Origin of the sequence: Streptomyces sp. cg40, from assembly GCF_050320165.1 — a bacterium.
GTDB lineage: Bacteria > Actinomycetota > Actinomycetes > Streptomycetales > Streptomycetaceae > Streptomyces > Streptomyces hokutonensis.
In genome coordinates this window covers 5,947,250-5,969,870 of sequence record NZ_CP190128.1, presented here as the reverse complement: position 1 = coordinate 5,969,870, position 22,621 = coordinate 5,947,250, and the positions used below count along the sequence as shown (strand labels likewise).

Below are 22,621 nucleotides of genomic sequence, written 5' to 3'. Positions count from 1 at the left end.
GATCGTTCCGTCATCCGGCCCCCGATACGGGTGCCATGGCCGCTGTCACGGCCACCGCCGCGGCCGTCGTCATGCCGATCCCAGCGGCGGCGCCGGTTTGCCGCCCGCGTCCAGATAGGACTGCGGCGGGTTCAGGCGCTGGCCCGGATAGCCGCCCTTCTCGTACTTGAGCAGCTTCTTCGCCTTCTCCGGGTCGGTCTCGCCCTCGCCGTAGGCCGGGCAGAGCGGGGCGATGGGGCAGGCGCCGCAGGCGGGCTTGCGGGCGTGGCAGATGCGGCGGCCGTGGAAGATCACGTGGTGCGAGAGCATCGTCCAGTCGCTCTTCGGGAAGAGCGCTCCCACGGCGGCCTCGATCTTGTCCGGCTCGGTCGCCTCGGTCCACTTCCAGCGCCGTACGAGCCGCTGGAAGTGCGTGTCCACGGTGATGCCGGGCCGCCCGAAGGCGTTGCCCAGCACCACGAAGGCGGTCTTGCGGCCGACGCCGGGCAGCTTGACGAGGTCTTCGAGCCGACCCGGGACCTCGCCGCCGAAGTCCTCGACGAGCGCCTTGGAGAGCCCTATCACCGACTTCGTCTTGGCCCGGAAGAACCCGGTGGGCCGGAGGATCTCCTCGACCTGCTCCGGGTCGGCGCCGGCCAGGTCCTCGGGGGTCGGGTACTTGGCGAACAGGGCCGGTGTCGTCTGGTTGACCCTGAGGTCGGTGGTCTGGGCGGACAGGACCGTGGCGACCACGAGCTGGAAGGGGTTCTCGAAGTCGAGCTCCGGGTGGGCGTACGGATAGATCTCGGCCAGCTCGCGGTTGATCCGGCGGGCGCGGCGGACGAGGGCGGTGTGCGACTCACCCTTCACAGCAACCACGCCCTTTGCCCCCTTTGCCGCTTTCTTACCGCCGTCAGGGCTCTGTTCGCCCACGGCGGAATCACGAGGTACAACCATCCGCCCAGCCCCCTTGGCCTGTGCTCTCACCGGCGATTTGGACACCCGGCCAGCCTAGAGCCCGGCACTGACATCCGCCCCGGACCCCGAAGATCAGCCCCCAATTGGACCCCTGCCGCTTACCTCGGGACACCTGTACGGCATCCTTGTGACAGATCACACTGTTTGGACGGTCCGGCAAAATGGGGAGCACGGTCCCCTGGTACCAAGGGGGAGCACCATCCCCTGAGCAGGTCGACAAGGAGAGAACTCGTGGACGACGTTCTGCGGCGCGCCCCGCTCTTCGCGGCGCTCGATGACGATCAGGCCGCGGAGCTGCGCGCCTCCATGAGTGAGGTGACCCTCGCGCGGGGGGACTCGCTCTTTCACGAGGGCGACCCGGGCGACCGGCTCTACGTGGTCACCGAGGGCAAGGTGAAGCTCCACCGCACCTCCCCCGACGGCCGCGAGAACATGCTGGCCGTCCTCGGCCCCGGCGAGCTGATCGGCGAGCTGTCGCTGTTCGACCCGGGCCCGCGTACGGCGACCGCCAGCGCGCTGACCGAGGTCAAGCTGCTGGGCCTGGGCCACGGCGACCTCCAGCCCTGGCTGAGCGCCCGCCCCGAGGTGGCCTCCGCGCTGCTGCGCGCGGTCGCCCGCCGGCTGCGCAAGACCAACGACGCGATGTCCGACCTGGTCTTCTCGGACGTCCCCGGCCGCGTGGCCCGCGCCCTGCTGGACCTCTCCCGCCGCTTCGGCGTGCAGTCCGAGGAGGGCATCCACGTGGTGCACGACCTCACGCAGGAGGAGCTGGCCCAGCTGGTCGGCGCGTCCCGCGAGACGGTCAACAAGGCCCTCGCCGACTTCGCGGGCCGCGGCTGGCTGCGCCTGGAGGCCCGCGCGGTGATCCTCCTGGACGTCGAGCGGCTGGCCAAGCGCTCGCGCTAGATCGAAATCGCACGTCTTCTTACTGAAGGGCCCTGCCGTACGGCAGGGCCCTTCAGCGCATCGCCAAGTGGTGGCCCAGGAACAGGGGGCGGTAATGCACGAGGACTACAAGGACTACGAGGACAAGGCGCCGGACCGGGTCTGGGCGGGCGGTCGAGGCGACGCCGGTGGTCGCGGAGACCGGTGTCCGCGCGGCTGCTGTGGCGGAGCGAGCGGGAGAACGGGAGCCCGGGGGCACCGCTGGGCAGCTGGGCGGTGGACGGAACGCTCGCCCTGGCCCGCCCCGACGGGATACGGGCGTACGGGCTGACGACCGGCGAGCCCCTGTGGAACCGGCAGCCACCCGGGGACGGCACCCAGGTGATCGCCCATGTCTCGCAGGACGCGGTGGACGGCGTCGTCGTCGTGCTGCACCACGACGGTGGGCATAGGGGCGGGCATGAGGACGACGGGCGCACGGGCGACGGCCCTGAGGACGATCGGCGCGCGGACGACGGGTACGGGGATGACCGGCGCACGGACGACGATCATGGGGACGATCGGCACACGGACGACGACCACGAGAACGACGACCACGAGAGCGACCGCCACCCGAACGACGGGCACGCGCGCGTGCTGCGTGTCCGGCTCACCGGGCTGGATCTCCGGACGGGCACGGTGGTCTGGACGCGCGAGCAGCGTGCCGACGAGGTGGGGTCCGTCGGCGCGGGCGCGCCCGACGTGGCGCTCGGCGGCGGTCGTATCGCGGTCGTGGCCGCCCGGGTCAGCGACGGAGGCACAAAGACCACGGTCCGCGTGTTCGACGCGCGCACCGGCGCCCTCCAGTGGGAGCGACCGCTCCCCGAAGGCCGACGGGACGCCTTCGTCCTGACGGCCGGGCCAGTCGTCGTATCCACCGCCGGACCCGAGGATTCCGCTTCCCCGCACGCTCAGCTCCGGCTCCACGTAGTGGGCGAGGACGTCCGACAAGCGATCGAACTGCCGCCGTTCCACGAGGCGTTCGGCGCCCAACCCGTGATCGTCGGCGACACGCTCGCCGTCGAACTCGTCCCGACCCAGCCCTACGACTCGCAGCACCTGGGAAGCACCCTGCGTGCCGTCTCCGCCGCCACGGGCGAGTTCCGCTGGACGTGGTCCAGCACGTACGGGCGCATGATCTTCCCGCTGGCCCACCGGGGCGCTCTCGTGGTGCTGAACGGCTACGGCGACCGGGCGACCGTGCTCGATCCCGCCGACGGCCGGGTCGTGGCCGAGCGCTCCCTGCCCGGCTCCAGCTTCCAGGCACGTCTCGTCGCCTCCGGGGACTGCCTCGCCGTGGTCTGCACGGCGCCGCGCACCCCCGCACGAGTACGCGTGTTCCGCTGGAAATGACGTGTCCCCGACCTCGATCGGCTGCACAGTGGTGCCATGCGGAACAAGGGGCTGGACGCCCAGGGATACATCGAACGCGAGGGCACCCTGGGGCGCGTCCCGCACGTCTTCCGGCCGGTCGTCGCCGCCGCGCGGGACCGGCTGCTCGACGTCTACGGGGGACGCCTCGACAGCGCGTACCTCTACGGGTCGATCCCGCGCGGTACCGCGCGCGTGGGGCGCAGCGATCTGGACCTGCTCGTGGCGACCCGGCGGGAGCCGACCGAGGAGGACCGGGACGCGGCCCGCAGCCTGGGCGAGGCGCTCGACAAGGAGTTCCCGGAGATCGACGGGGTCGGCATCCTCCTGTACGGCCGCACGCGGCTGCTGAGCGAGCCGGAGACCTACGACCTGGGGTGGTTCGTCGCGTGCCTGTGCACACCGCTGCTCGGGGAGGACCTCGCCGAGTACCTGCCCCGCTACCGCCCCGACTCGCTGCTCGCGCGGGAGACCAACGGCGACCTTGCGCTGCTGCTCCCCCGCTGGCGTGAGCGGATCGCCGCCTCCGAGGGCACCGACGAGGCCCGTAGACCCCTGGTGCGCTTCATGTCCCGGCACCTGGTCCGCACCGGCTTCACCCTGGTGATGCCCCGCTGGAACGGCTGGACGAGCGACCTCGGGGAGATGGCGGGGGCGTTCGGCGCGTACTACCCCGGGCGGGCGGAGGAACTGCGCGCGGCGGCCGTCCTCGGACACGAGCCGACCGGCGACGCGCGCGTGCTGCGGTCGTACGTCGACGACCTCGGCCCGTGGTTGGCCGAGGAGTACGCGCGCGTGCACGGCATCAAGGCACCGCGCCCGGACGGCATCGCCTAGATGAGGCCGTGTTCCTTGAGGTAGTCCAGCTGGGCGCGCACCGACAGTTCCGCCGCCGGCCACAGTGAGCGGTCGACGTCCGCGTACACGTGGGCGACGACGTCGGCCGGGTCCCGGTGGCCGTTCTCCACGGCCGTCTCGATCTGGGCGAGCCGGTGGGCGCGGTGGGCGAGATAGAACTCGACGGCGCCCTGGGCGTCCTCCAGGACCGGTCCGTGGCCCGGCAGGACCGTGTGGACGCCGTCGTCGACGGTGAGCGAGCGCAGCCGCCGCAGCGAGTCCAGATAGTCGCCCAGGCGGCCGTCAGGATGCGCCACCACGGTCGTTCCGCGCCCCAGGACGGTGTCTCCCGTCAGGACGGCCCGATCGGCCGGGAGATGGAAGCACAGCGAGTCCCCGGTGTGTCCGGGCGTCGACACGACGACCAGTTCCAGGCCGCCGACCCGGATGACGTTCCCGGCGGCGAGGCCCTCGTCCCCGAGCCGCAGCGCCGGGTCCAGCGCGCGGACCTTGGTGTCCGTCAGCTCGGCGAAGCGGACGGCGCCTTCCGCGTGGTCGGGGTGTCCGTGCGTGAGCAGGGTCAGGGCGATCCGCTTGCCCGCCTTCTCGGCGGTGTCGACGACGTTGCGCAGATGCCCCTCGTCCAGGGGCCCCGGGTCGATCACCACGGCCGACTCGGAGTCGGGCTCGGCGACGATCCAGGTGTTCGTGCCGTCCAGGGTCATCGCGGAGGCGTTGGGCGCGAGGACGTTGACGGCCCGCGCGGTGGCGGGGCCGGTGAGGACACCTCCCCGTGGCTGGCCGGGGAGCGCGGCTGCGTCGGTCATGCGGGGGCTCCACCGGTCGGGAGGTCGGTCGGGATGTGCTTGGTGAACTCCTCGTGGCCCGGCCAGGAGAGGACGATCTCCCCGTCCTCCAGGCGGGCCCGTGCGAGGACGGGCGTCAGATCGCGCTCCGGGGCCGACGACAGGGCCTCGGCCGCGCTGCCGTACGGGATCAGTCCGCGCAGGGTCGCGATGGTCGGCGGCATCATCGTCAGGTCGCCCTTGTCGTACCCGGCCGCCGCCTCGCCGGGGGCGATCCACACCGTGTGGTCGGCCTCCGTGGACGCGTTCCGGGTGCGCTGCCCCTCCGGAAGGACCGCGACGAAGAACCAGGTGTCGTAGCGGCGGGTCTCGAACTCCGGGGTGATCCAGCGGGCCCACGCGCCCAGCAGGTCGGAGCGCAGGACCAGGCCCCGGCGGTCGAGGAACTCGGCGAAGGACAGGTCCCGGGCGACCAGGGCGGCGCGGTCGGCCTCCCAGGTCTCGCCGGTGGTGTCGCCGACCACGGAGTCGGGGGTGGGTCCGGCCAGCAGGACGCCGGCCTCCTCGTAGGTCTCCCGTACGGCCGCGCACACGATCGCCTGGGCGGCCGTCTCGTCGACGCCCAGCCGGTTCGCCCACCACGCGCGCGTGGGGCCCGCCCAGCGCACGTGACGGTCGTCGTCACGCGGGTCGACACCGCCGCCCGGGTACGCGTACGCGCCCCCGGCGAAGGCCATGGAGGCGCGTCTGCGCAGCATGTGGACGGCGGGTCCGGTGTCGGTGTCCCGTAGGAGCATCACGGTGGCCGCCCGCCTGGGCACGACCGGCGTGAGCGCGCCGTCCGCGAGCGCGCGGATGCGCTCGGGCCACTCCGCCGGGTACCACTGACCGTTCGCCATGGGCGGAGGCTATCCCGTAGCGCGCGGATGTTCGAGAGGCAACAACGCGCACTCCAGGACATCGAACGGCGTGGTTACGCCTGCGTCAGCTCCACCTGGATCTCGACCTCGACCGGCGAGTCCAGCGGCAGCACCGCGACGCCGACCGCGCTCCGCGCGTGCACGCCCTTGTCGCCGAGGACCTCGCCGAGAAGCTCGCTGGCGCCGTTGATCACGCCGGGCTGGCCGGTGAAGTCGGGGGCCGAGGCGACGAAGCCGACGACCTTCACCACGCGCGCGACGCGATCCAGGTCACCGATGACGGACTTGACGGCGGCGAGGGCGTTCAGCGCGCAGGTGCGGGCCAGTTCCTTGGCCTCCTCCGCGGTGACCTCGGCGCCCACCTTGCCGGTGACGGGCAACTTGCCGTCCACCATGGGCAGCTGGCCGGAGGTGTACACGTACACCCCGGACCGCACGGCGGGCTGGTACGCGGCGAGCGGCGGGACGACCGCCGGCAGGGTCAGGCCGAGTTCGGCCAGCCGGGCCTCGACGGCACTCATGCCTTCTCCCGCTTGAGGTAGGCCACCAGCTGCTCGGGGTTGTTCGGCCCGGGCACGACCTGGACGAGCTCCCAGCCGTCCTCGCCCCAGGTGTCCAGAATCTGCTTCGTGGCGTGGACGAGCAGCGGCACAGTCGAGTATTCCCACTTGGTCATGCGGCCGACTTTAGCGGCTGCGAACCGGTCGCCCGTGGTCGCGTTGTCCACAGCCTCCCGCTTGGTTTCGGCGCGGACTGGTTAGGCTCGAAGACGTGAGCAGGCTCCAGGTCGTCAGTGGCAAGGGCGGTACCGGCAAGACCACGGTGGCCGCAGCCCTCGCGCTGGCCCTGGCCACCGAGGGGAAGCGGACGCTTCTCGTCGAGGTCGAGGGTCGCCAGGGCATCGCGCAGCTCTTCGAGACGGAGACGCTGCCCTATGAGGAGCGGAAGATCGCCGTCGCTCCCGGGGGCGGGGAGGTGTACGCACTGGCCATCGACCCCGAACTGGCCCTTCTGGACTACCTCCAGATGTTCTACAAACTCGGCAGTGCCGGCCGCGCCCTGAAGAAACTCGGCGCGATCGACTTCGCCACCACGGTCGCGCCCGGCCTCAGGGACGTCCTGCTGACCGGCAAGGCGTGCGAGGCCGTACGGCGCAAGGACAAGAGCGGGCGGTTCGCCTACGACTACGTGGTGATGGACGCCCCGCCGACGGGCCGCATCACCCGCTTCCTGAACGTCAACGACGAGGTCGCCGGGCTCGCCAAGATCGGCCCCATACACAATCAGGCACAGGCCGTGATGCGGGTCCTGAAGTCCCCCGAGACGGAGGTCCACCTGGTGACGCTCCTGGAGGAGATGCCCGTCCAGGAGACCGCCGACGGCATCGCCGAACTCCGCGCGGCGCGGCTGCCGGTGGGCCGGATCATCGTGAACATGGTGCGGCCCGAGGTACTGGACGCGGCCGAGCTGGATCTCGTACGGGCCGTGCCGCGCACCGCCGTGGCGCAGTCGCTGTCGGCCGCCGGGCTCGGCGGGGCGCGGCGCGGCGGCAACGCCGAGAAGCTGGTGGACCCGCTGCTCGCGCAGGCCGAGGAGTACGCCGCGCGGTACGCCCTGGAGCACGACCAGCGGGCCGTGCTGGGCGCGCTGGACCTGCCGCTGCACGAACTGCCGCTGCTCGCCGAGGGCATGGACCTGGCGGGCCTGTACGAACTCGCCACCGAGCTGCGGAAGCAGGGGATGTCATGAGCCAGGAACCGGCCCGCCCCCACCACATCTCCCCCGCGCGCGTGCTCGACGTCGACCCGCTGCTCGACGACCCGGAGACCCGCATCGTGGTGTGCTGCGGCTCGGGCGGGGTCGGCAAGACGACCACCGCGGCGGCGCTCGGACTGCGGGCCGCCGAGCGGGGCCGCCGGGTCGTCGTCCTGACCATCGACCCGGCCCGCCGGCTCGCCCAGTCCATGGGCATCGACTCGCTGGACAACACCCCGAGGCGGGTGAAGGACGTCGACGGGGACGGCGAACTGCACGCCATGATGCTCGACATGAAGCGCACCTTCGACGAGATCGTCGAGGCGCACGCGGACCGCGAGCGGGCCGCCGCGATCCTGAACAACCCCTTCTACCAGTCGCTCTCGGCGGGCTTCGCGGGCACGCAGGAGTACATGGCGATGGAGAAGCTGGGTCAGCTGCGCGCCCAGCACGACTGGGACCTGATCGTGGTGGACACCCCGCCGTCCCGCTCGGCCCTGGACTTCCTGGACGCGCCGAAACGTCTCGGCTCGTTCCTGGACGGCAAGCTGATCCGGCTGCTCACCGCGCCGGCGAAGCTGGGCGGCCGGGCCGGCATGAAGTTCCTCAATGTCGGCATGTCGATGATGACCGGCACCCTAGGCAAGCTGCTCGGAGGTCAACTCCTCAAGGACATCCAGACGTTCATCGCCGCGATGGACACCACCTTCGGCGGTTTCCGCACCCGCGCGGACGCGACGTACAAGCTGCTCCAGGCGCCGGGGACGGCGTTCCTGGTGGTCGCGGCCCCGGAGCGGGACGCGCTGCGCGAGGCCGCGTACTTCGTCGAGCGACTGGCGGCCGAGGACATGCCGCTGGCCGGCCTGGTGCTCAACCGGGTGCACGGCAGTGGTGCCGCCCGGCTGTCGGCCGAGCGGGCACTCGCCGCCGCGGAAAATCTTGAGGAGTCCCGCATTGTCGATCAGGTGGGCGGGAAAGCTGGACTTCGTAACTCTCCCGACACGTACGGCAGTTCAGAATCCTCAGGTACCGGATCTCCCGGTTCCCGGGCAGCAGCTCGTGACGAAGGCTCCCCCGCCGCCACGGACGACGAGCGCCCCGCCGACCAGCGACCCGACGACGAGCCGTCCGTCGACCGACTCACCGCAGGCCTGCTGAAGTTGCACGCCGACCGGATGCGACTGCTCTCCCGCGAGCAGCGCACACGCGACCGCTTCACCGCGCGCCACCCCGAGGTGGCCGTCGCCGAAGTGGCCGCGCTACCCGGCGATGTGCACGACCTCGCGGGGCTGCGGGACATCGGGAACCGGCTCGCGGCCGGTCGGCCGGAGCTGCCCGAGACGACGGTCTGACGCCCGGCACGAGGGTGTGACGCGTGCCCCGGGGATCACCCGGGGTCGAACGGCCCCTACGGGACCGGCGTCAGCCCACCGCCGCGTAGTTCTCGTAGATCTCGTCGTCGTCGAGGGGGATGATGCCGACCCCTCGCTCGTACTCGATGCGCGCGGTCTCCAGTAGCCGGCGCCATGAAGTGACAGTGGGCCGCCTGCGCAGCAGTGCGCGGCGCTCCCGCTCCGTCATGCCTCCCCACACGCCGAATTCGACGCGGTTGTCGAGCGCATCGGCGAGGCACTCCGTGCGTACCGGACATCCGGTGCACACTGCCTTCGCCCTGTTCTGCGCTGCTCCTTGAACGAACAGTTCATCCGGATCGGTAGTGCGGCAGGCCGCCTGCGCACTCCAGTCGGTTACCCAGCCCATACCGGCGCCGTCCTCTCCCGAATCGAGGCTCCCCCACGGCGGCAGCGGCATATTCACCGCCGCCAGTTGAGGACGTTACGGAAGGTGGGCACAGCGCAACACCCCCTTCGGGCCCAATCTTGAATGGCCCGAACGGACTATGGGTAAGCGGCAGATCACCCGGGGGAGTGAGCCCGCGACATACGTGACTTTCCCGGCAGACCGGGACAGTTGTCTTGCGTCACAACGGACACCAGGTGACACAGGAGGCGGATTCGGACACGCCTCCCACAAAAAACAGGGAACGACCGGAACGATTCGGGGTCGCCGGACGTATTGATACGTGACCGCTCTGCTGTGACAGTTGAGAGCAGCTTAGGCCAAGGCCTATACACCTGTCCGGCGAATGAGTACGTAGACGGCTCCTATTGCCGCGCCGTCATGTTCCCGGACGGATCCGCCGTTCACCGCGCGGTCGCGGAGCCGTCGATGCCACTGCCGACGACAAGGCACTTGCCCATGGATGTCACGATCCCGCACCCGAACATCCCGAGACCCACCCGCTCCCCGGGGACGCCCCGAGTGAGGGATTAGGCTGCCCCCATGCCAAAAAAGCGCTCGGGTGGTGGTCTGTCCCCTCTGCAGCAGGCCACCAAGTTCCTCGGTGTCAGTGTGCTCGCCGGTGCCGTCATGGCCGGAATCGCGTTGCCCGCGGCCGGAGCGCTGGGGCTCGCGGCCAAGGGCTCGGTCCAGGGGTTCGACGACATCCCGGACAACCTGAAGAGCCCTCAGCTGAGCCAGCGCACCACGATCCTGGACAGCAAGGGCAACCAGCTCGCCTCGGTGTACTCCCGTGACCGCACGGTGGTGGAGCTCAAGGACATCTCGCCGTACATGCAGAAGGCGATCGTCGCGATCGAGGACTCGCGCTTCTACCAGCACGGCGCGATCGACCTCAAGGGCGTCCTGCGCGCCCTGAACAAGAACGCGCAGAGCGGTGGCGTCTCCCAGGGCGCCTCCACGCTCACGCAGCAGCTGGTGAAGAACTACTTCGTGGAGGAGGCCGGCGACGACCCGACGAAGGTCGCCGAGGCCACCCAGCAGACGCTGGGCCGCAAGGTCCGCGAGCTGAAGTACGCGATCCAGATCGAGGAAAAACTCGGCAAGAAGAAGATCCTCGAGAACTACCTGAACATCACCTTCTTCGGAGAGCAGGCCTACGGCGTCGAGGCCGCGTCCGAACGCTACTTCTCCAAGCACGCCAAGGACCTGAACCTCCAGCAGTCGGCACTCCTCGCGGGCATCGTCCAGTCGCCCACGCGCTACGACCCCATCAACGACGAGGCCGAGGCCAAGAAGCGCCGCAACACCGTGCTGGCCCGCATGGCCGAGGTCGGCGACATCTCCAAGGCGGAGGCCCTGGCGGCCGAGAAGACCGACCTCGGTCTCAAGGTCAGCCAGCCGAAGAACGGCTGCATCACCGCGGTCAAGGGCGCCAGCTTCTTCTGCAAGTACGTGGAGAAGGTCTTCCTGAGCGACCCTGTCTTCGGCAAGACCAAGGAAGCCCGCGCGCAGATCTGGAACCAGGGCGGCCTGACGATCCGCACGACCCTGGACCCGCAGGCACAGGCCTCGGTGCAGTCCTCGCTCAAGGACCACATCTACAAGTCGGACTCCGTCGCCGCAGCGGCCACGCTCGTCGAACCCGGCACCGGCAAGATCCTCGGCATGGGCCAGTCGAAGCCCTACGGCTACGGCAAGAACGAGACCGAGTACAACTACTCGGTCAACGCCGACATGGGCGGCTCGAACTTCGGCTTCCCGACCGGTTCGACGTTCAAGCCGTTCGTCGCCGCCGCCGCGCTGGAGCAGGGCCTGCCGGCCACGCAGCAGTACCCGGCGCCGTACTCGATGGACTACCCGAGCCCCGTCTCGACCTGCAGCGGCAAGAACTGGGTCAACACGGACGGCGCGACGGTGGAGAACGAGAGCGAGTCGGAGAAGGGTCCGTACGCGCTGAAGGAGGCGATGGCCAAGTCGGTCAACACCTACTTCGTGCAGATGATCTCCGACATCGGCCTGTGCCCCGTCGTGAGCATGACCAACAAGCTCGGCGTCGTGCAGGGCAACGGCGACAAGATCCCCGAGGTCCCGGCCATCGCGCTCGGCTCCAAGGGCCTTTCCCCGCTGACGATGGCCTCCGCGTACGCGGCCTTCGCCAACGAGGGCACGTACTGCACGCCCATCGCCATCGAGTCCATCACCCAGAAGGTGGGCAACGAGCAGAAGTCGCTCGCCGTCCCGAAGTCCACCTGCTCGCGGGCCATGAGCAAGAAGACCGCCGACACCATCAACACCGTGCTGCGCGGCGTGGTCGACTCCGGCACCGGCCAGGAGGCCGGCCTCACCGACCGCCAGAGCGCCGGCAAGACGGGTACGACGGACTCCCGCAAGAACGCCTGGTTCGTCGGCTACACGCCCCAGCTCGCGGGCGCGGTCTGGGTCGGCAGCGCCAAGCAGAACGTCGAGATGACCGACATCCGCATCGGCGGCGTCTACCACGCCGAGGTCTACGGCGCCGACACCCCCGGCCCGATCTGGAAGGACGCCATGACCGGCGCCCTGGAGGGCAAGCAGGTCGAGAACTTCCAGCTCGTCAACATCCCCGACCCCGTCAAGGACAAGGGCAACAACGACGGCGGCAAGAACGGCGACAACGCCGGGACCGACAACGGGGGCAACGACAACGGCGGCACCACCGACGGAGGCACCACCCCCACCCCGACGTTCTCCTTCCCGGACGGCTTCATCCAGGGCACGACGAACGGCGGCAACAACGGCAACGGGAACGGCGGCAACAGGGGTTAGCCACGGATAACTCCCCTGCGGCCGTCCGCCGTTCAGGTTCTTCGTCTACGACGACGGGGGCGCCCCTTTTCACAAGGCGCGCCCCCGTCGTCGTAGAAACATGTCCGTGGGTCAGCCGGCGAGCAGCTTCTTCACCACGGCGGCTACGCGACCGCCCTCGGCCAGGCCGGCCACCTTCGGGTTCACGATCTTCATGACGGCGCCCATGGCGCGCGGGCCCTCGGCGCCGGCCGCCTTCGCCTCCTCGACGGCCTGGGAGACGATCGCGGTCAGCTCCTCGTCACCGAGCTGCCTGGGCAGGTACTCGGCGAGGACCTCGCCCTCCGCCTTCTCCTGCGCGGCCTGCTCCGGGCGACCGCCCTGCGCGAAGGCGTCCGCGGCCTCGCGGCGCTTCTTCGCCTCCTTGGTGATCACCTTGAGGACCTCGTCGTCGGAGAGCTCGCGCTTCTCCTTGCCCGCGACCTCCTCCTTGGTGATCGCGGCGAGCGTCAGCCGGAGCGTGGAGGAACGCAGCTTGTCGTGCGCCTTGATCGCGGTGTTGAGGTCTTCCTGCAGCTTCGCCTTGAGCGTGGTGGTCATGGGTTTGATTCTCGCAGGTGCGCGACCGGCTTGGCCCGCCGATTTACCGGGCCCCGGCCGACGGGGTGTCAGGCGTGTCAGTGGGGTCTGACACGATGGAGGCATGCGCGCGCGATACGGAGTACCCCTGGGAATTGCGGCGGCCGGCGCCGCCGGTCTGGTCTACGCGGCGGGCTTCGAGGTCCGTTCCTTCAGACTGCGCCGGGTGACGGTCCCGGTCCTGCCCGCCGGGATGCGCCCGCTCAGAGTCCTCCAGGTCTCCGACATCCACATGGTCGGCGGCCAGCGCAAGAAACAGCGCTGGCTGCGCTCGCTCGCGGGCCTGCGCCCCGACTTCGTGATCAACACCGGCGACAACCTCTCCGACCCCGAGGGCGTCCCCGAGGTCCTGGACGCGCTCGGCCCGCTGATGGAGTTCCCTGGCGCGTACGTCTTCGGCTCGAACGACTACTACGGCCCCACCCTGCGCAACCCCGCCCGGTACCTGTTCGAGAAGACCGCGGGCCGCCACGGTCTGAACGGCAACCCGCCCATCGTGGGCGCCGTCCACAACCCGTGGGAGGACCTGCGGGACGGCTTCGACGCGGGCGGCTGGCTCAACCTCACCAACACCCGCGGTACGCTGAAGATCGACGGCGCGTCGGTGGAACTGACCGGCCTCGACGACCCGCACATCAAGCGCGACCGGTACGCGCGCGTGGCGGGCGGCCCGTCGGACGACGCCGACTTCTCGATGGCCGTCGTGCACGCGCCGTACCTCCGCGCCCTGGACGCGTTCGCCGCCGACGGCTACCCCCTGATCCTCGGCGGCCACACCCACGGCGGCCAGCTCTGCATCCCGTTCTACGGCGCCCTGGTGACCAACTGCGACCTCGACACGGGGCGCGTGAAGGGCCTGTCCACGCATACGGCCGAGGGCCGGACGTCGTACCTGCACGTGTCCGCGGGGTGCGGGACGAGCCGGTACACGCCGGTGCGGTTCGCTTGTCCGCCGGAGGCTACGTTGATGACGTTGGTGGGGCGGGAGTAGGGGGGCGGTGCGCGGTTGCTCCGCAAGGGGCTCGTGGGCGGTGCGGCTCGATCGGCCCGCGGAGCTCGGCTCGTACGGTGTGCCCGCGTAGCCCGCACGGCCCACCCGTATCGCCCGGTTCGTCCCCGCTGCCTAGCGTGAGGGCATGACCGCTCCGATACCCAGGGACATCCCGGACCTCCCCGCGGTACCCGGCATGCCCGCGCTGCTCGCCTCACCCGTTCCGGCCACCGCGGTGGTGGCTCCGTACCGTCGCCCGGCGGCGGCCGTGTACCGGCTGCTGGTCGCACTGGCGGCGGCAGCTGCGGTGACCGCCGACCTGTTTCTCGGCAGCCCCGTCAGGGTCCTCACCTACTTCACGATCCAGAGCAACATCCTGCTGGCGCTGGTGATGATCGCCGCGGCCCGCCGGGCCTGGACGGCCCGCCGCCCCCTCTCCCCCTTGGTGACGGGCGCGGCACTCCTCTACATCACGATCACGGGCCTGGTGTACCACCTGATCCTGGCGCAGGCGTCGAGCCCGTTCGCGATGACGGGCGGGGCGACGGCCCCCACGGGCTGGCAGGCGGTCACGAACCAGGTCCTGCACACGGTGACACCGATCGCGGCGGTGCTCGACTGGCTGCTGCTGACCGCACCCGGCCGACTGCACCTGCGGATGGCGGCGACGTGGTTGCTGTACCCGGCGACGTACCTGGCTGTGTATCTCGCCCGCGGCGAACTGATCCTGCCCGGCACACCGGGCCGCTACCTCTACACGTTCCTGGACGTCGAGCACCACGGCTACAAGAGCGTCCTCGGCAACGCCCTCCTCCTCGGCCTCGCCTTCTACGCCCTCTCCGTCCTCCTCGTGGCCCTCGACCACGCCCGCCCCAACCCGATCCGCCACCGCGCCAAAACCGGATTTCGTCTCCAGCCACCGGTGGGCTAAAGTAAACGACGTCGCCGCGATGAGCAGCAACACCGGCAAGATGAGCGGCGACATCGGGGTGTAGCGCAGCTTGGCAGCGCGCTTCGTTCGGGACGAAGAGGTCGTGGGTTCAAATCCCGCCACCCCGACAGCCAGATAGCAGTTCAGAGGGCCCTCACCGGATCGGTGAGGGCCCTCTGGCGTTGGTGCGCGCCTAGCTCCGCCCGCCCGTCTCAGTAAGTCAACGCATCCTGCGCGCTGCTCAGCCAGTACGTCACCCGCAGCGAGTCGTCGACGTACACGCCCTTTGTGGGAAGGGCAGGAGTCGCCGCCGGGCTGATGCTGTTGTTGTTGCGGTCGAAGAAGTAGACGGAGAGGGACTTGGCGGTGCGGCCGTTGGTGCCGGTGCCGTCGTTGCCGTTGGAGAGGGCTATGCCGGCGTAGCCGGACTGGCCCGGGGTGAGGGTGGTCACCGCCTGGGGCTGGGAGTCCTCGATGACCGGGGGTACGGACTGGGCGTCGCCGAAGTTGACGGCCGGGTAGTAGTAGAGGTCGCAGGTCTTGGAGCCGGTGTTGGTGACGGTGAGCAGCATGTGGTTGATGGGGCGACTGACCGGCTGCGCGGTCACCTTGGTGTTGACGCCGCTGCACGTGACGCGCGTCGTGGAGTTGCCCGAACCCGAACCGGACGCTGAACCCGAGCCGGACGTCGAGCCCGAGCCGCCGCTCGTCCTGCTGCCGCCCGACCCCGTGCCGCCGCTGGTCGAGGAACCGCCCGTGGAGGAGCTCCCCGTCGAGGAACCGCCCGACGTGCCGCCCCCGCTCTTCCCGGTCCCCGTCCCGGTTCCCGTCCCAGACGGCGTCGAGGTCGTCACCTGAGAGGAGTTCGGGGAGGCCGCGCCGGCGTCCTGTACTCCCAGCTTGTCGTTGCAGGCGGTGAGCGAGAGCGCGGCGAGTGCGACGGTCGCGGCGGCGAACAGGCGAGTACGGGTACGGGGACGGGCGGTGAACGCGGACATGGCTGTGCTCCCTTTCGGAGAGGCAGGAGGTCGCCCGCCGTCCAACCGGTCGGCGGGCGGCGTGCTTTGATGACCAGAGCTTGTGCCGCGTTCCGTCCCATCCGCCACGGCAGCCGGGAGTTACGGGAACCTGGAACGTTCGCACCGGCTCTTACCTGGGGGAACAGGACTTCCCTGGAACGCTGGACTGGAATGGGGGCTGGGTGGCAGTGGTGGACGAGACGGCCGATTTCGCGGCGCTGATACGGGAGCTCAAGGACCGTTCGGGGCTGAGCTACGGCGTGCTCGCGAAGCGGCTGCACATGAGCACGTCGACGCTGCACCGCTACTGCAACGGCGACGCCGTACCCACCGAGTACGCCCCCGTGGAGCGGTTCGCCCGCCTCTGCAAGGCGACCCCCGACGAACTCGTCGAGGCCCACCGCCGCTGGATCCTGGCCGACGGCGCCCGCCAGCGCGAGCGGAAGGCCGCCGCGACCACGGCAACCACGGCGACAGCAGCAACCACGGCAGCGACCACCGCGGTCACGGAGGCGGCCACCGTCGCAGAAGCGGCCACCGCCCTCACCCCTGAAGCGGACCTCCCCTCTCCCTCTCCCCCACCCGAACCCGAACCCGAACCCGAACCCGCCGTACTGATGGCCGCGACCGCCCCGCGCAACCGCCGCCGCACCGCCCTCTTCGCCGCCGCCGCAGTAGCCGTAGTGCTCGCCGCCACCGCCCTCGTCCCCCACCTGATGTCCGGCGACGGCAACGGCGGCAGCGACCGTAAGCAGGAGGCCGGATCCGTGACCTCCGCAGGGCGCGGCACCCCCTCCTCGTCCGCGTCCGCGAAGTCGTCCTCGTCTCCGTCCGCGTCGGCCTCGCCCTCCGGCAGCGCGAGTCCCTCCGGGTCCGCTACGGCGAAGAGCGGGGCGTCCGCCTCTCCGGGCGCGACGTCCGGCGGGGCCGCGGACGTGGCGTCGGCCGCCGTTCCGCTGACGGTGACGACCCGGCCGTATGCCTGGGAGAGCCCGTGCAGCCAGACCTATCTGGTGGACCGGGACGCGGCCAAGGTGCCGCCGCCGCCGACCGAGCAGGACGCGCCGGGCTGGGTGAGCGCGCTGGGCGCGGTCTCGGCCGGCAGCCAGTACCTCGAACTGACCGTGCAGGGCACCGGCCAGGAGACCGTGGTGCTCCAGTCCCTGAACGTCCGTGTCGTCGGCAGCGGCGCGCCACTGGCCTGGAGCGCGTACGCGATGGGGTACATCGGCGTCGGCTGCGGCGGCGGGGTGCCCACGCACTCCTTCGACATCGGGTTGGACGCGCCCCGCCCGGTGGCCACGCCGAAGTCCGGCCAGACGGGCCTGCCGTACAAGGTGAGCGAGAGCGACCCCGAGGTCCTGTACATCACGGCCGCCGCGGCCTCGCACGATGTGCGCTGGTATCTGGAGCTGGCGTGGTCCAGCGGCACCCGCAAGGGCGTGCTGCGCATCGACGACCAGGGCAAGCCGTTCCGCACGAGTGGCATGGGCGGACGTCCGCAGTACGGCTACTCGCTCGACGACAGCGAGTGGGTGCCCCACAAGGCCGACTGAGCCACGGGCCACCGCACACCCCGCCGGCCCGCCAGCCCGCCGGCCCGCCCGGCCTTCCCGGCCCCGCGTTGACACCAACCCCCGCCGGACGTTGACTGGCAGCACTGCGCAGTCGTTGAAGGGTACGACCGACCGGGTCTCCGGGAGCCTGGAACAGGCCGTCGAGAGGCCGACGAGGCACGAACGCCTTCAGGCGGAACGGAAGCGGCATCCTGATGTACGACCAGACACGCGCCCAGCAGCCCGCCGGCCAGAACCGGACCACCGCCGAACGCCGCACACCGGGCCCGGAGCCCCTGCTCCCGTCGGCCCAGCGGGAACAGGTCCTCCAGCGGCTGCGGCACGCCCTCAACACCTTCGCCGACACCCCGCACGACGCCCTGGCGGAGGCGGAGAGCGCCTACGACGAGGCCACCGCCCAGCTGGTGAGCGCCCTCGCGGCACGGCGGGAACTCCTCCGCGCCGGGTGGGCCGAGCAGGACAGCGCTGCGGATGCCGCGGAACCCGCGGACCTCACGTCCCAGTCCGACGAACTCCGCCACGCGCTCCGCCAGTACCGCGAGATCACCCAGCGCCTGCTTCAGCTCTGACTCGCGCGTACGTCGCCTTCAACTCACCCCAGCGCACCGCCTGTTCACCGGTGAGCGTCCCTCGCAGCTCCGCCAGCTTCAGCAGGTTCGCCTCCGCCTCCGTCCCGAGGGTCTGCGCCTCGGCCGTGTAGTGGTCGTCCAACACGGCCGACAACTCACGGGAGTTCATCACCGGCTCGATGCGCCGCGCGATCCGGTTCATGGTGCGGTACGACCCCTGGAGCCGGAACGGCGGTTCGGTGCGCGCCGCTTCCGCGGTCGCCGCCGACGCCATGTACGCGGAGTTGACCGCGAGGACGGTGTCCCGGGCGGCGAGCAGCCGCCTCAACACGGAGACGACACGGCCCAGTTCGGCGGGGTCGCAGGCGTAGGAGAGGCGGTCCGCGCGGGCCGTCGCGTCGCCCCGGGCCAGCCGGATCAGCAGGTCCAGGTCGTCGCGGTCGCGGCCGGCGAGCGGGGCCAGTACCGGGTTGGAGGTCAGCGCGTTCTCGACGAAACTCAGGGCGAACTGCGCCTCCTTGCCGGTCAGTACGTCGCCGAGGTTCCAGACGTCGGCCCGGTTGGCCAGCATGTCGGGCACCCGGAACCGGCTGCCGGACTCGGTGTACGGGTTGCCGGTCATACAGACGGCGAACCGCTTGCCCCGCAGGTCGTAGGTGCGCGCCGCGCCCTCCCACACGCCCTCCATCCGCCGGGTCGCGTCACACAACGTGATGAATTTCTGAAGGAGTTCGGGTGACGTGTGCTGGATGTCGTCCAAGTGGAGCAGCACGTTGCTGCCCGCCGCGAGCGCAAAGTTGACCTTCTCCACCTCCTGGCGGGCGGTCGCGTTCGGCGCCTCGGCCGGGTCGAGGGACGTGACACCGTGCCCCAAGGCCGGGCCGCTGACCTTGACGAGGACAAGCCCGAGCCGCTCGGCGATGTACTCCATGAGGGTCGTCTTGCCGTAGCCCGGCGGGGAGATGAGCAGGAGCAGCCCGCCGGTGCCGGCGGATCCGTTCTCCCCCGCCGTGCCGAGCTGCCGGGCCAGGTTGTCGCCGATCAGCGGGAGGTACACCTCGTCGACGAGCCGGCCCCGGACGAAGGACGACAGGACGCGCGGCCGGTACTCGTCGAGGCGCAGCCGGGCGCGTTCCGCCGCGACGAGGGCGGTGCGGCGGCGCTGGTACGAGCGGTGGCCGGGAACGTCCGTGGCACGGAACTCCCTTGTACGGGCCAGTAGTTCATCGACCCTGATACGCAACTCGCCCCCTACCAGCCTGGGATGGCTGCCCAGCAGTCCCCCGACCGTCTCGGTCAGCCGCGCGTCCGACTCGTAGCGCGGTGCGCCGGGGCAGAGTTCGGCGGTCACCGCCTCCGCCAGGTCCCCCGGGTCGACCCGCGTCCCGGAGGCCGTCGTGTACGCCGTCAGCCAGGCCTCCACCAGCTGGCGGCGCGCGGGCAGGTCGTCGTCGAGGGCGACGAGATCGTCGTCGTAGGCCGAACTGCCCACCGCCCGGCGGAACTTGACGAGGAGTGTGCGCGCGCCCGCGCTGATTACGAAGCCGTCGGGGGCGGTGGTGAGTTCGTCGAGGAGGTAGGCCGCGGCGGGCTCGCCGCCGAGTTCTCCGGCGAGTTCCGCGCGGAGTTCGGCGTCGGCGGGGGTGGGTCCGAACACGTCGCGGGCCCTGGCCAGGGACCTCGCGCGGCGGGTCCAGTTCTCGCGTGCGCGCGGGTTCGTGCCGTGCGTCCAGAAGAGCAACGCGCCTGCGCGGGCGGCCGGTTCGTGGCGCAGCAGGCCTGCGTCCTCGTATCTGCGGAGCAGGGCTTTGAGGATCGCGGTCGCGTCGTGATCGTGCACACCGCGTTCGTAGCCTTCGTCGTACGACTCCTGCGCGGCCCGGCGGACCAGGGCGGCGAGGTCGGTCTCCTGGGCGAGGGCCTGGGCGCCGTGTTCGTCGAGGAGGCGGGCGGCGAGGTGTTCGGCGCGGTAGACCCGGGGTGACTCGGAGGGCAGCGGGCGGTCCCAGTACGGGCGGGTCGCCGCGAACTCCGGGTCCCTGACGGGTGATCGGTAGTCCGTGCCGGTGAGGGCGAAGGCCAGGCCGTCGCCGGAGGGGACCAGGGTGAGGTCGAGGGGCTCGGTGTGGACGGCGAAGCGGTGGCGGCCCAGGCGGAGGGTCCGGCCGCCGTCCGTGGAGAGGTCGGCGCGGTCGCGCAGGGCGCGGACCGCCTCCGCGTGGGCGGCCGTGAGGCGGCCTGTCAGCTCCTCCGCCCTTGTAGGGTCGCCGAGTTCGCGGAGTCGGTCGGCGGTGCGGCGGATCCTCGTCACCATCGGGTCGGAGGCGAAGTAGGTGTTCACCGCGTCGGCGTCGGCGAGCGCGACCGCCCGCCGCCCCACGGTCTCCAGCACCTGGACCGCCGACCGCGCCAACTGCTCGGCCCTGCGGGCGCGTTCGTCGACCAGGGTCTGCTTGCGGGCCGAGAGCGTCTCGTGGATCTCGGCGCGTTTGCCGGCCAGTTCGGCGAGGAAGTCGTCGAAGTCCCCGAAGCGGGCCTCCAGGTTCTCCAACCGCACCAGCAGCAGGGCGAGTTGGGTGTCGCAGGCCTCCGGGGTGGCCGCGTCCGCGAGCGCTCCGGTCACCGACTGGGCCAGCAGCGCGAACTCGGCCGTGAACTCCGCCCGGCCCTCGCGGTCCCGGAGTTCCGTCCGGCGGGCGTCCAGCGTGGCGCGGGCCCGGTTGACGCCGCCCAGCACCTCGGCGACCCGCTCCAGGATCGACGTACGGACCGTGGCGTCACCGATGTCGAGTCCGGCGACCACCTCGGTCACCGTCCGCAGCCCTTCGGTCAGTTCGTCGAGGCGGGCCGCGACCGGGGCCGCCTCGACGACCTTGGCCAGCGCCCCGGCCTCGGCGACCAGAGCGTCGATCAGCTCGTGGTGCCCGGCGAACGCGTCCTCGCGCGCCAGGAACGACACCGCCCGCTGCCCGAACGCCCCCAGATCCGCCTCGACTTCGGCCGCCGTCTCCTCGATCCGCGCGGTGTCCGCGTACCGCATCTCCTTCAGCGTCAGCAAGTGCCCCTGTGCCCGCCGGAGTTCGGTGAGCCCGGTGACCCAGCCCAGCGCGTCCCGGGGCGCCTCGCCCCGCAACCGCCTTACGAGGGAGGCAAGATGCTCCCTCGCGTCGGCAACGGCGTCGGCGGCCCGCCCGGTGAGAGTCCGGACCGTCTCGAACTCGGTCAGGACCTGCTCCGCCGTACCCCGCACCTCCTCCAACGGCGCCCGCAGATCGCCGAGTTCGGCGTCCCCCAGCCAGTGATGCGTGTCGCCCGCCCGGACACATGCGGCGACCAGCGCCTCGTAGACCTCCGCCGTCGGCTCCATCCCGGCGACCGCGCCCGTGAGCGACAGACAGTCGGAGATCCCGCGCACGAGATCGGCGTTCCCCACCCGGAACAGCGGGCCGGAGCCGGTGAGTTGAGCGGCGGCGTGGGTATCGGAGACGAACGGGGTACACCAGATCCGCACCGCATGGACGCGAGCGACCTCACCCTCCCCCAGTACCATCAGCGCGCCGTCTTCGAAGAGCGCCCACCCCTTTCCGGGCAGCGGCGCCGCGACCTCCTTGCGGATCATGTTGTACGGCAGCAGCAGGCTCCGCCCGGACCCCCTCGCCCGGTACCCGAAGAGCACGTCCTCCCCGTTGGGCGAGCGGACGATCCGCTCCAACTCCAGCCCGTCGGTGGGCGTTTCGAAGGTCTTGCACTCCCCCGTGGCCAGGCAGTACCCGCCCGGGAACACGATCCCCTGCTCCTCCGGGAGCCGTTGACACGACAGCCCGATCCCGTCGAGCCGTACGACGCCCTTGGTCAGCGTGTTGAAGACCAGGTAGCGGTGGGCGTCCTCCTTGTAGGGCCGCACGCGGAGCAGCACCAGCGCGCCCACCCGCGCGTACGCGATCTCCGCGTCGGCCGGCGACTGGAGCGGCTCGTCCACCGGTTCGGAGTAAATCCCCTCCCCCGTCCCGGTGTTGTCCTCCACCTTCACGGTGAGGGTGCCGCCCAGCGTGTCGACGTACAGCCCGTCCTGGATCCGAACGTGCGGGTGCCGGCCGGGGACCAGGTCCTCACGCCCGGTCCCCGTCCAGTCGAAGTCGTACGGCGGCGGGAAGACGTGGTCGCGCTCGCCGTGCGCGTCCAGGAAGGTCGCCGCCCGGCCGTCGTCCGTGAGCGCCCAGCGCAGCACCCGGATGTCGTCGGCCTTCTCGCCGGTGCGGAAGACGGCCAGCAACTTGCCGTCGACGCGGCGGAGTTGGAGGAGCCGTGCCTGCCGGTAGTAGCGGTGCAGGGCGGTGAACTCCCGTACGAACTCCGGGTCGTCGAGGAGTCCGGGTACGGCGTCCTCGGGCAGCCCGCGCAGGTCGTGGCGGTCCTGGAGGGCGAGGACGTCGGCCACCGCCACCTCCCGGGTGACACCGAGGGAGGCCTGGCGGCCAAAGAGCAGCGCGTCTCCTACGGCGACGACGTCCCTCGGCGCGGCCGGGTGCCCGGTGGTGAGGCGGCCGGTGCCGGTGAGTTCCAGCCGGGTCGAGCCGAACTCCTCGGTGCGGCGGGCGTTGAGCGCCTGCGCGCGGCGGGCGAGTTCGGCGGCCTGTGCGGCGAGGCGGTCGCGCAGGACCTCGTAGGTGCCGGTGTCCAGGCCGGTGGTCATGGGTCCCTCTCAGGATCTCGGGCGGGGCTCGTGGTCAGGAGTGGT

At 71.0% G+C, this 22,621-nt stretch carries 20 protein-coding genes and 1 tRNA gene; 12 read left to right on the top strand and 9 right to left on the bottom strand.

Annotated features, from left to right (window positions below):
- Positions 1–69 precede the first annotated feature (69 nt).
- Positions 70–936: an endonuclease III gene (nth, locus tag ACQHII_RS26710; RefSeq protein ID WP_427921691.1), complete on the bottom strand. Its 867-nt coding sequence runs from the start codon at positions 934–936 to the stop codon at positions 70–72.
- Between the two features lie 252 nt (positions 937–1,188).
- On the opposite strand from nth, the gene ACQHII_RS26705 reads away from it, so the two are divergent.
- The 3 genes from ACQHII_RS26705 to ACQHII_RS26695 all read left to right on the top strand — a co-directional run bounded on the left by ACQHII_RS26705 (position 1,189) and on the right by ACQHII_RS26695 (position 4,089).
- Positions 1,189–1,863, top strand: a complete 675-nt coding sequence (locus ACQHII_RS26705) for a Crp/Fnr family transcriptional regulator (protein ID WP_019063754.1) — start codon at positions 1,189–1,191, stop codon at positions 1,861–1,863.
- A 183-nt stretch (positions 1,864–2,046) separates the two neighbouring features.
- On the top strand, positions 2,047–3,234 hold the full coding sequence (locus tag ACQHII_RS26700) for a PQQ-binding-like beta-propeller repeat protein (RefSeq protein WP_427921690.1): 1,188 nt from the start codon (positions 2,047–2,049) through the stop codon (positions 3,232–3,234).
- A 36-nt stretch (positions 3,235–3,270) separates the two neighbouring features.
- Positions 3,271–4,089: a nucleotidyltransferase domain-containing protein gene (locus tag ACQHII_RS26695; RefSeq protein ID WP_427921689.1), complete on the top strand. Its 819-nt coding sequence runs from the start codon at positions 3,271–3,273 to the stop codon at positions 4,087–4,089.
- On the opposite strand, the gene ACQHII_RS26690 is transcribed toward ACQHII_RS26695, so the two are convergent.
- The 4 genes from ACQHII_RS26690 to ACQHII_RS26675 all read right to left on the bottom strand — a co-directional run bounded on the left by ACQHII_RS26690 (position 4,086) and on the right by ACQHII_RS26675 (position 6,491).
- The gene (locus ACQHII_RS26690) at positions 4,086–4,916 is read right to left on the bottom strand and encodes an MBL fold metallo-hydrolase (RefSeq protein ID WP_427921688.1); all 831 of its coding nucleotides are present in this window, start codon (positions 4,914–4,916) and stop codon (positions 4,086–4,088) included. The two genes, ACQHII_RS26695 and ACQHII_RS26690, sit on opposite strands and share 4 nt — an antisense overlap.
- Positions 4,913–5,794, bottom strand: a complete 882-nt coding sequence (locus tag ACQHII_RS26685) for an NUDIX hydrolase (RefSeq protein ID WP_427921687.1) — start codon at positions 5,792–5,794, stop codon at positions 4,913–4,915. The genes ACQHII_RS26690 and ACQHII_RS26685 overlap by 4 nt, the downstream gene beginning before the upstream one ends.
- 74 nt (positions 5,795–5,868) lie before the next feature.
- Positions 5,869–6,336 carry a RidA family protein gene (locus ACQHII_RS26680; RefSeq protein ID WP_427921686.1) on the bottom strand — a complete coding sequence of 156 codons (468 nt, stop codon included), beginning with the start codon at positions 6,334–6,336 and terminating at the stop codon, positions 5,869–5,871.
- Complete coding sequence (locus ACQHII_RS26675; protein ID WP_019063748.1) at positions 6,333–6,491, bottom strand: DUF4177 domain-containing protein; 159 nt, start codon at positions 6,489–6,491, stop codon at positions 6,333–6,335. The genes ACQHII_RS26680 and ACQHII_RS26675 overlap by 4 nt, the downstream gene beginning before the upstream one ends.
- A gap of 95 nt (positions 6,492–6,586) precedes the next feature.
- Here ACQHII_RS26675 and ACQHII_RS26670 point away from each other — a divergent pair, with 95 nt between their 5' ends.
- Together ACQHII_RS26670 and ACQHII_RS26665 are read left to right on the top strand one after the other, a co-directional pair.
- A complete protein-coding gene (locus ACQHII_RS26670; RefSeq protein WP_427921685.1) occupies positions 6,587–7,564 on the top strand; it encodes an ArsA-related P-loop ATPase in 978 nt (325 codons plus the stop codon).
- Entirely contained in the window at positions 7,561–8,922 is a 1,362-nt protein-coding gene (locus ACQHII_RS26665) for an ArsA family ATPase (RefSeq protein WP_427921684.1), read from the top strand. Before ACQHII_RS26670 ends, ACQHII_RS26665 begins: the two co-directional genes overlap by 4 nt.
- A gap of 70 nt (positions 8,923–8,992) precedes the next feature.
- On the opposite strand, the gene wblA is transcribed toward ACQHII_RS26665, so the two are convergent.
- On the bottom strand, positions 8,993–9,331 hold the full coding sequence (gene wblA, locus ACQHII_RS26660) for a transcriptional regulator WblA (protein WP_019063745.1): 339 nt from the start codon (positions 9,329–9,331) through the stop codon (positions 8,993–8,995).
- 582 nt (positions 9,332–9,913) lie between these two features.
- On the opposite strand from wblA, the gene ACQHII_RS26655 reads away from it, so the two are divergent.
- The gene (locus ACQHII_RS26655) at positions 9,914–12,178 is read left to right on the top strand and encodes a transglycosylase domain-containing protein (protein WP_427921683.1); all 2,265 of its coding nucleotides are present in this window, start codon (positions 9,914–9,916) and stop codon (positions 12,176–12,178) included.
- 111 nt (positions 12,179–12,289) lie between these two features.
- Here ACQHII_RS26655 and ACQHII_RS26650 read toward each other — a convergent pair whose 3' ends face one another.
- Positions 12,290–12,757 carry a GatB/YqeY domain-containing protein gene (locus tag ACQHII_RS26650; protein WP_427921682.1) on the bottom strand — a complete coding sequence of 156 codons (468 nt, stop codon included), beginning with the start codon at positions 12,755–12,757 and terminating at the stop codon, positions 12,290–12,292.
- Positions 12,758–12,860: 103 nt separating this feature from the next.
- Between ACQHII_RS26650 and ACQHII_RS26645 the strand changes: the two genes are divergently transcribed.
- The 3 genes from ACQHII_RS26645 to ACQHII_RS26635 all read left to right on the top strand — a co-directional run bounded on the left by ACQHII_RS26645 (position 12,861) and on the right by ACQHII_RS26635 (position 14,846).
- Positions 12,861–13,787, top strand: coding sequence for a metallophosphoesterase (locus ACQHII_RS26645; protein ID WP_427921681.1), 927 nt, complete (start codon positions 12,861–12,863; stop codon positions 13,785–13,787).
- 145 nt (positions 13,788–13,932) lie between these two features.
- On the top strand, positions 13,933–14,718 hold the full coding sequence (locus ACQHII_RS26640) for a Pr6Pr family membrane protein (protein WP_427921680.1): 786 nt from the start codon (positions 13,933–13,935) through the stop codon (positions 14,716–14,718).
- Between the two features lie 54 nt (positions 14,719–14,772).
- Positions 14,773–14,846 (top strand) — tRNA-Pro (locus tag ACQHII_RS26635).
- 84 nt (positions 14,847–14,930) lie between these two features.
- On the opposite strand, the gene ACQHII_RS26630 is transcribed toward ACQHII_RS26635, so the two are convergent.
- Positions 14,931–15,290: a DUF4232 domain-containing protein gene (locus ACQHII_RS26630; protein ID WP_427921679.1), complete on the bottom strand. Its 360-nt coding sequence runs from the start codon at positions 15,288–15,290 to the stop codon at positions 14,931–14,933.
- 7 nt (positions 15,291–15,297) lie between these two features.
- Between ACQHII_RS26630 and ACQHII_RS26625 the strand changes: the two genes are divergently transcribed.
- From ACQHII_RS26625 to ACQHII_RS26615, 3 genes are all read left to right on the top strand, one after another.
- Positions 15,298–15,576 (top strand): hypothetical protein, encoded by a 279-nt coding sequence (locus tag ACQHII_RS26625; RefSeq protein ID WP_427921678.1) that lies wholly within the window; start codon positions 15,298–15,300, stop codon positions 15,574–15,576.
- Between the two features lie 349 nt (positions 15,577–15,925).
- Positions 15,926–17,293: a helix-turn-helix domain-containing protein gene (locus ACQHII_RS26620; RefSeq protein ID WP_427925415.1), complete on the top strand. Its 1,368-nt coding sequence runs from the start codon at positions 15,926–15,928 to the stop codon at positions 17,291–17,293.
- A gap of 215 nt (positions 17,294–17,508) precedes the next feature.
- On the top strand, positions 17,509–17,883 hold the full coding sequence (locus ACQHII_RS26615) for a hypothetical protein (RefSeq protein ID WP_427921677.1): 375 nt from the start codon (positions 17,509–17,511) through the stop codon (positions 17,881–17,883).
- Here ACQHII_RS26615 and ACQHII_RS26610 read toward each other — a convergent pair.
- On the bottom strand, positions 17,858–22,576 hold the full coding sequence (locus tag ACQHII_RS26610; protein WP_427921676.1) for a DNA repair ATPase: 4,719 nt from the start codon (positions 22,574–22,576) through the stop codon (positions 17,858–17,860). The two genes, ACQHII_RS26615 and ACQHII_RS26610, sit on opposite strands and share 26 nt — an antisense overlap.
- Positions 22,577–22,621: the final 45 nt, after the last annotated feature.